This window comes from Streptomyces sp. NPDC002130 (assembly GCF_040296465.1).
Lineage (GTDB): Bacteria > Actinomycetota > Actinomycetes > Streptomycetales > Streptomycetaceae > Streptomyces.
This window is the reverse complement of the sequence record NZ_JBEOXI010000367.1, coordinates 1-6,147: the sequence shown is the minus strand read 5'-3', so window position 1 is coordinate 6,147 and position 6,147 is coordinate 1. Positions and strand designations below refer to the sequence as shown.

5 protein-coding genes are annotated in these 6,147 nt (G+C 72.3%); 3 read left to right on the top strand and 2 right to left on the bottom strand.

Going from position 1 to position 6,147, the window contains the following annotated elements; genetic code table 11:
- The coding region (locus ABT116_RS38445) for an AMP-binding protein (protein WP_502984011.1) at nt 1–1,089 on the bottom strand (1,089 nt) is incomplete at its 3' end.
- Between the two features lie 320 nt (nt 1,090–1,409).
- Between ABT116_RS38445 and ABT116_RS38440 the strand changes: the two genes are divergently transcribed.
- From ABT116_RS38440 to ABT116_RS38430, 3 genes are read left to right on the top strand one after another with little or no spacing between them, the layout of a single operon-like run.
- Nucleotides 1,410–2,456, top strand: a complete 1,047-nt coding sequence (locus ABT116_RS38440) for an iron ABC transporter substrate-binding protein (protein WP_351644146.1) — start codon at nt 1,410–1,412, stop codon at nt 2,454–2,456.
- Between the two features lie 37 nt (nt 2,457–2,493).
- Nucleotides 2,494–4,089 (top strand): ABC transporter permease, encoded by a 1,596-nt coding sequence (locus ABT116_RS38435; RefSeq protein WP_351644143.1) that lies wholly within the window; start codon nt 2,494–2,496, stop codon nt 4,087–4,089.
- A complete protein-coding gene (locus ABT116_RS38430) occupies nt 4,086–5,144 on the top strand; it encodes an ABC transporter ATP-binding protein (RefSeq protein ID WP_351644141.1) in 1,059 nt (352 codons plus the stop codon). The genes ABT116_RS38435 and ABT116_RS38430 overlap by 4 nt, the downstream gene beginning before the upstream one ends.
- A 40-nt stretch (nt 5,145–5,184) precedes the next feature.
- Here ABT116_RS38430 and ABT116_RS38425 read toward each other — a convergent pair.
- Nucleotides 5,185–6,147: cyclopropane-fatty-acyl-phospholipid synthase family protein (locus tag ABT116_RS38425; RefSeq protein WP_351644138.1), on the bottom strand; the 963-nt coding region annotated here is incomplete at its 5' end.

The following is a 6,147-nucleotide window of genomic DNA, read 5'->3' as shown; positions in this document are numbered from 1 at the left end:
GACCCGGTGCGGGTCGAGGCGCAGACCGAGGATCTTGATGAAGCGGCTGCGCCGCCCCACGATCTCGTACAGCCCGTCGGGGGCGCGCCGGGCGATGTCCCCGGTGGGCAGTTCCTCCAGGGTGCGGCCGAGAGCGAGGTCCGCGGGCGTCTCGGCGTAACCGAGCATGACGTTGGGGCCCGAGTAGACCAGTTCGCCGGTGTCGGGCGATGCGATGCCGTCGACCGGCCGCAGCCGGAAGGAGCCTCCGGGGATCGGCACGCCTATGGTCTCCGGGCGCTCGTGCGCGAGTGCCGGGGGCAGATAGGCCATGCGGGCCGTCGCCTCGGTCTGCCCGTACATGACGAACAGCTCCCAGCCGGATCTCCGGCCCAACTCGGCGTACGCGGCGACTCGTTCGGGTGCCAGGCGGCCACCGGCCTGGGTCACGTAGCGCAGGTGGGGCAGCCGCATGCGGGCGAAGCCGACCCGGTCGAGCAGGTCGAAGGTGTACGGCACCCCGGCGAGCGCGGTGCCGCGGGCCGCGCGGAACTCCTCCCAGAAGGCGGTGTCGGCGACCGAGCGCTCGGTGAGGATCAGCCCGGCGCCGCGCAGCAGGTGACTGTGGATGACGGACAGGCCGTAGCAGTAGTGCGGGGGCAGGGTCGTGGCCGCGCGGTCGGACTGACGGATGCCCAGGTAGGCGGCTATGGACTCCGCGTTGGACTGGAGGTTGTCGTGCGACAGACGGACCAGCTTCGGTGAGCCGGTCGAACCGGAAGTGCTCAGCAGCAGTGCCAGATCGGGGTGGAGGGTGTGCGTGCTCGTCCGGCGCCGCTCGTCGAGGGTCCAGGCGCCGTGCTCGTCCGGGCGCGCGACGACGTCGGGGTCGTAGGCGGCCGTCAGGGCGTCGATGGTGGAGGTGCTGTCGCCGGGGACGAGCAGGACGGGGTGGCCGCCGGCGAGGGCCGCGAGGTGGACCACGAGCGCGTCGGCCCGGTTGGCGCCCGCCAGCAGCACGAGGCGGCGCGTGCGGCCGAGGCGTTCGGCGGTGGCGGCGACCCGCTCCGCGAGCGCTCGATAGGTGACCTCGCCCGATGGCGTGATCAATGCGGTGCGATCACCGTGAGCCGCGAGGTCACGCGCGAACGGCACCCCCGGTCCACGCGCGGGCGACTCAGGAGAAGAAAGGGGGGCAAAACGCGGAAATGACGTGGTCAACGGGGCCGAGGCAGGTTGGGACGAGTCGATCACGGGCGCGCGACCTTTCTGCGGCAGCGTCCGCAAATAGCACTGATCCCTTGACGGTTAGGCAAGCTTTACCTTATTCATAGCATGTTCACATCTGGCTTGAAAGCATCGCTTCGCCGCTCGCTACCCGACGACGCAACCCGCGGCGTACCGGCGAGCCACCCAGGAAGGCACACCACATGCGACGCCCCTCGGCTCGCCGGATCACCGCGCTCCTCGCGGCCGGCCTGCTCCTGCCCGTCCTCGCCTCCTGCGGCTCCGGCGACGACGAGGGCGGCTCCGCGCAGGGCGGCGACTCCGCCCTCGTCATCTACTCCGGGCGCAACGAGAAGCTGGTCAAGCCGATCCTGGACAAGCTGGAGAAGGCGGTCGGCGCCAAGGTCGAGGTGCGCTACGGCGACAGCGCCGAACTGGCCGCCCAGATACTGGAGGAGGGCGACCGCACCAAGGCCGGACTGTTCTTCTCGCAGGACGCCGGCGCCCTGGGCGCCCTGTCCAAGGAGGGCATGCTCGCGAAGCTGCCGCAGTCGAGCCTCGACGAGGTGGACGAGGCCTACCGCGGCGAGGAGGGCGACTGGGTGGGCCTGTCGGGGCGGGTGCGCGTCATCGCCTACAACCCGGACAAGGTCGCCGAGGACAAGGTCCCGGACCGGGTGGCCGACGTGATGAAGCCCGAGTGGAAGGGCAAGGTCGGCTTCGCGCCGACCAACGCCTCCTTCCAGGCCTTCGTCACCGGCATGCGCGTCCTGGAGGGTGACGACGCCACCCGGCTGTGGCTCAAGGGTCTGAAGGCCAACGGCAAGGTGTACACCAACAACCTCGCCACCCTCGACGCCGTCGAGTCGGGCGAGGTCTCCCTCGGCCTGGTCAACCACTACTACTGGTACGAGCGGGTCGCCGAGAAGGGCGAGGACAAGGTCGGCGCACAGCTCAAGTTCCTGCCGGGCGGAGACCCCGGCGCGCTCATCAACGTCGCCGGTGTCGGCATCCTCAAGGACGGCGGCCAGGCCGGGACCGCCCAGAAGGCCGTCGACTACCTGCTGTCCAAGGAAGCACAGACCTACTTCGCCGACACGACCAAGGAGTACCCGCTGGCCGCGGGTGTCACCAGCAACGTCGAAGGCCTGCCGCCGTTCGAGTCCCTGGAGTCCCCGGACATCGACCTGGGCAAGCTCGAATCCCTCCAGGAGACGCTGGCCATGCTCCAGGACGTCGGACTGGTCTAGGAAGAGTGAGACGACCGGCAGAAACCCTGAGCCCGACGTGACCACATCGGCATCCGAAGGCCGCCCGGCCGGAGCACCCGCTCCCGCCGGGCGCCGCCCCTTCCGCAGGACGGACGGGGCACCCGCCGGCCGCAGACCCGCATGGGTCCTGCTCGTCCCGGCCTGCGTCGCCGCGCTGTTCGCGCTGCTGCCCCTGGGCTACCTCGCGGTCCGCGCCCTCGAACGCGGTCCGCGCTACGCCTGGAACGTCGTCGCCGACGAGCGGACGCTGCAACTCCTCGCCCGCAGCTTCAGCCTGACGGCCGTCGTCGTGGCAGCCTGCCTGGTGCTCGGCGTCTCCCTGGCCTGGCTGACCGTCCGCACGGCCCTGCCCGGGGCACGCGCCTGGTCGGTGCTGGTCACCCTGCCGCTCGCCGTGCCCAGCTACGTCGCCGCCTTCACGTGGCTGGCCAGCGCACCCCGGACCGCCGGGTTCGCCGGGGCCGCACTCACCCTCACCCTGGTGAGCTTCCCCTACGTCCACCTTCCGGTCGCCGCCGCGCTGCGCGGCATCGACCCGGCTCAGGAGGAGGTCGCCCGCTCCCTGGGGCACGGACCCGTGCGCACCTTCCTGAGAGTCACGCTGCCCCAGCTGCGCCCCGCCGCCGCGGGCGGAGCGCTGCTCGTCGCGCTGTACGTGCTTTCCGACTTCGGCGCCGTCTCGCTGATGCGCTACGACACCTTCACCCGCGCCATCCACACCTCCTACCGCGCCTCCTTCGACCGCACCCCGGCCGCCGCGCTCAGCGTCGTCCTGGTGGTGATGACGGTGGCGCTGGTCGCCGCCGAGACCCGCACCCGCGGGCGCGCCGGTCACGCCCGGACCGGTGCCGGCACCGCCCGCCCGGCCGTCCCGGTGCCCCTCGGACCCTGGCGGATCCCCGCCCTGGCCTGGTGCACCACGCTGGTCGCCGCATCGGTGGCGTTCCCGCTCGGCACCCTCGGCTACTGGCTGGCCGTGGGCAACTCGGCGACATGGGACCTGGGCGCGCTCGGGGAAGCCGCCTGGACCACCCTCGGCGTCGCCGCGGCCGGAGCCGCCCTGACCACTCTGCTGGCACTGCCCGTCGGGGTGATCGCCGCACGCCACCGGGGACGCGGAGCCAGGCTGCTGGAACAGGCCGCCTACGCCGGCCACGCCCTGCCCGGCATCACCGTCGCGCTCTCCCTGGTCTTCTTCGCGGTGCGCTACGCCTACCCGCTCTACCAGCAACTGCCCCTGCTGATCGGCGCGTACGCCGTGCTGTTCCTGCCGGTCGCGGTCGCCGCCACCCGCGCCGCCGTACTCCAGGCGCCGCCCGTGCTGGAGGACGTGGCCCGCTCCCTGGGCCGTTCGCCCCTGCGCGTGCTGCGCGAGGTGACCGTGCCGCTGGCCGCACCGGGTGTCGCGGCCGGCGCCGCGCTCACCTTCGTCGTCTGCATGAAGGAACTGCCCGCCACGCTGCTGCTGCGCCCCACCGGCGTGGACACGCTGGCCACCCGGCTGTGGACCGAGACCGGATCCGGCTCCTTCGCGGCCGCCGCGCCCTATGCCGCAGCACTCATCCTCTTGGCCGCCGTCCCCTCCTACCTCCTGGGCAGGCACCGCACATGACCGACCACGGCAACGAACTCCGCGTCGAGCAGCTCACCAAGTCCTACCGCTCCGGCGCCCCCGTCCTCCAGGGCCTGGACCTCACCGTGCCGGGCGGGACACTGGCCGCCGTGCTCGGCCCGTCCGGCTGCGGAAAGACCACCCTGCTCCGCGTCATCGCAGGGTTCCTGCGCGCCGACACGGGCACGGTCGCGCTTGACGGACGCACCCTCTCAGGACCCGGCGTGCACCTGCCGCCGGAACGGCGTCGCATCGGCATCGTGCCGCAGGAAGGCGCCCTCTTCCCGCACATGACCGTGGCCCGCAACGTGGCGTTCGGGCTGACCGGCCTCGACCGCACCGAGCGCCGCCGCAGGACGGCGGACATGCTCGACCTCGTCGGACTGGCCGGGTACGGCGACCGCATGCCGCACGAACTGTCCGGAGGACAGCAGCAGCGGATCGCCCTGGCCCGGGCCCTGGCCCCACACCCCGCACTCGTGCTGCTCGACGAACCGTTCAACGCCCTCGACAGCGCGCTGCGCGCCGGAGTCCGGGCCGATGTGCGATCCGCCCTGCGAGCCACCGGGGCAACGGCCCTGCTGGTCACCCACGACCAGCAGGAAGCCCTGTCCACGGCCGACCTCGTCGCCGTCGTACGACAGGGGCGCGTCGCCCAGTGCGACACCCCCCAAAACCTCTACCGGCGCCCCGCCGACCCCTGGGTCGCCGGTTTCGTCGGCGACGCCGTACTGGTCCCGGCAACGGTGCACGGGAGCGGCTCCACTGCAACCACACCACTGGGCACCGTGACACTGACCGCCCCACCGGAAGGCCGCAGCACGGGCACCGTCGTCCTGCGCCCCGAGCAGCTGCAACTGACCGACCCGGACACGGAGGAGGCCGTGCGGGGCACGGTCAGGGACGTCTTCTACTACGGCCACGACGCCAAGGTGACCCTGGCCGTACAGGGCGTTGACGACCCGGTCGACGTCCGTGTCGCGGGGCCGCTGTCGGTGGGCCCCGGCCAGGAGGCCGCCATCCGCGTGACCGGCGAGGCGACGCTGCATCCGTAGCCGGCCCGGCCGAACGCGAGCCCGCAGAGGTGATGAGGGCTCAGGCCTGGCCGATGATCCGCCGCTTGCCCGCCTCGACCGCAACGGCGGATCCCCTCGTGCTGTCGAAGACGTACGCCATGTAGCGGGTGACGCGCCCGATCATCTGGTGAGCCCGGACGATCGCAATGACCTCGTCCCACTCGCGGGCATCGAGTTCCCTCAGGCCGGGCCATCGCACGCACAGGGCCTGCCGGCCGGCCCGGGTGGACGCGGTGCCGGCGAACAGGGCGGAGAGCTGGGCCGCCCTGTGGAGTACGGGGGTGGTCCAGTCGAGGATCCGGTGCGTGGTGAAGCCGGCGGCGGAAGCCATCAGCGGGTACCGCTCGTACGGCTCGATGTCGTCGAAGCGCCACGTGTCGCGTACGAGGCCGTTCGGGTCGAGGGTTCCGATCGGCTGCTCCGTACGGGATACGACGTCCACGAGGACGAGCCGCCCGCCGGGGCGGAGCAGCCGGAAGCTCTCGCTCAGGAACGACGTACGGCCTTCATGGCCGAAGTGGAAGGCGGCTTCCAGGCAGTGCACGCGGTCGAAGGAGCCGTCCGACAGCGGGATGTCCGCCGCCTGCCGTGGCAGAGCCCTCGCGTCGGCGACGGCGAAGCGCACGCCTGAGCGGCTGCCGAAGCGGCGACGAGCCCGGTCGATCTGTGAGGGCTGGACGTCCACCCCCAGCGCCCGGCAGCCGGCGGCGCCCAGCCGCGCCGTCGTGTCACCGCGACCGCACCCGGCATCCAGGACGAGCTGCCCGGGCCGGGCGTCCAGCAGCGCCAGCGACCGGCGGGCCAGACGGCGCTGGAAGAACACCGGCCCCGCCAGGGCCGCGACCGGAAGGGTGGGCAGCGTGAAGTAGCCGATGTCGGCCAGGTCGTCCCAGCCGAGGTGCCGGAGCACCCGGAAGAGCACGCTGTCGTCGCTGTAGGCACCGGCGAGGTTGCCGCTGTCGTCCATCCCGCACCCCCTGCT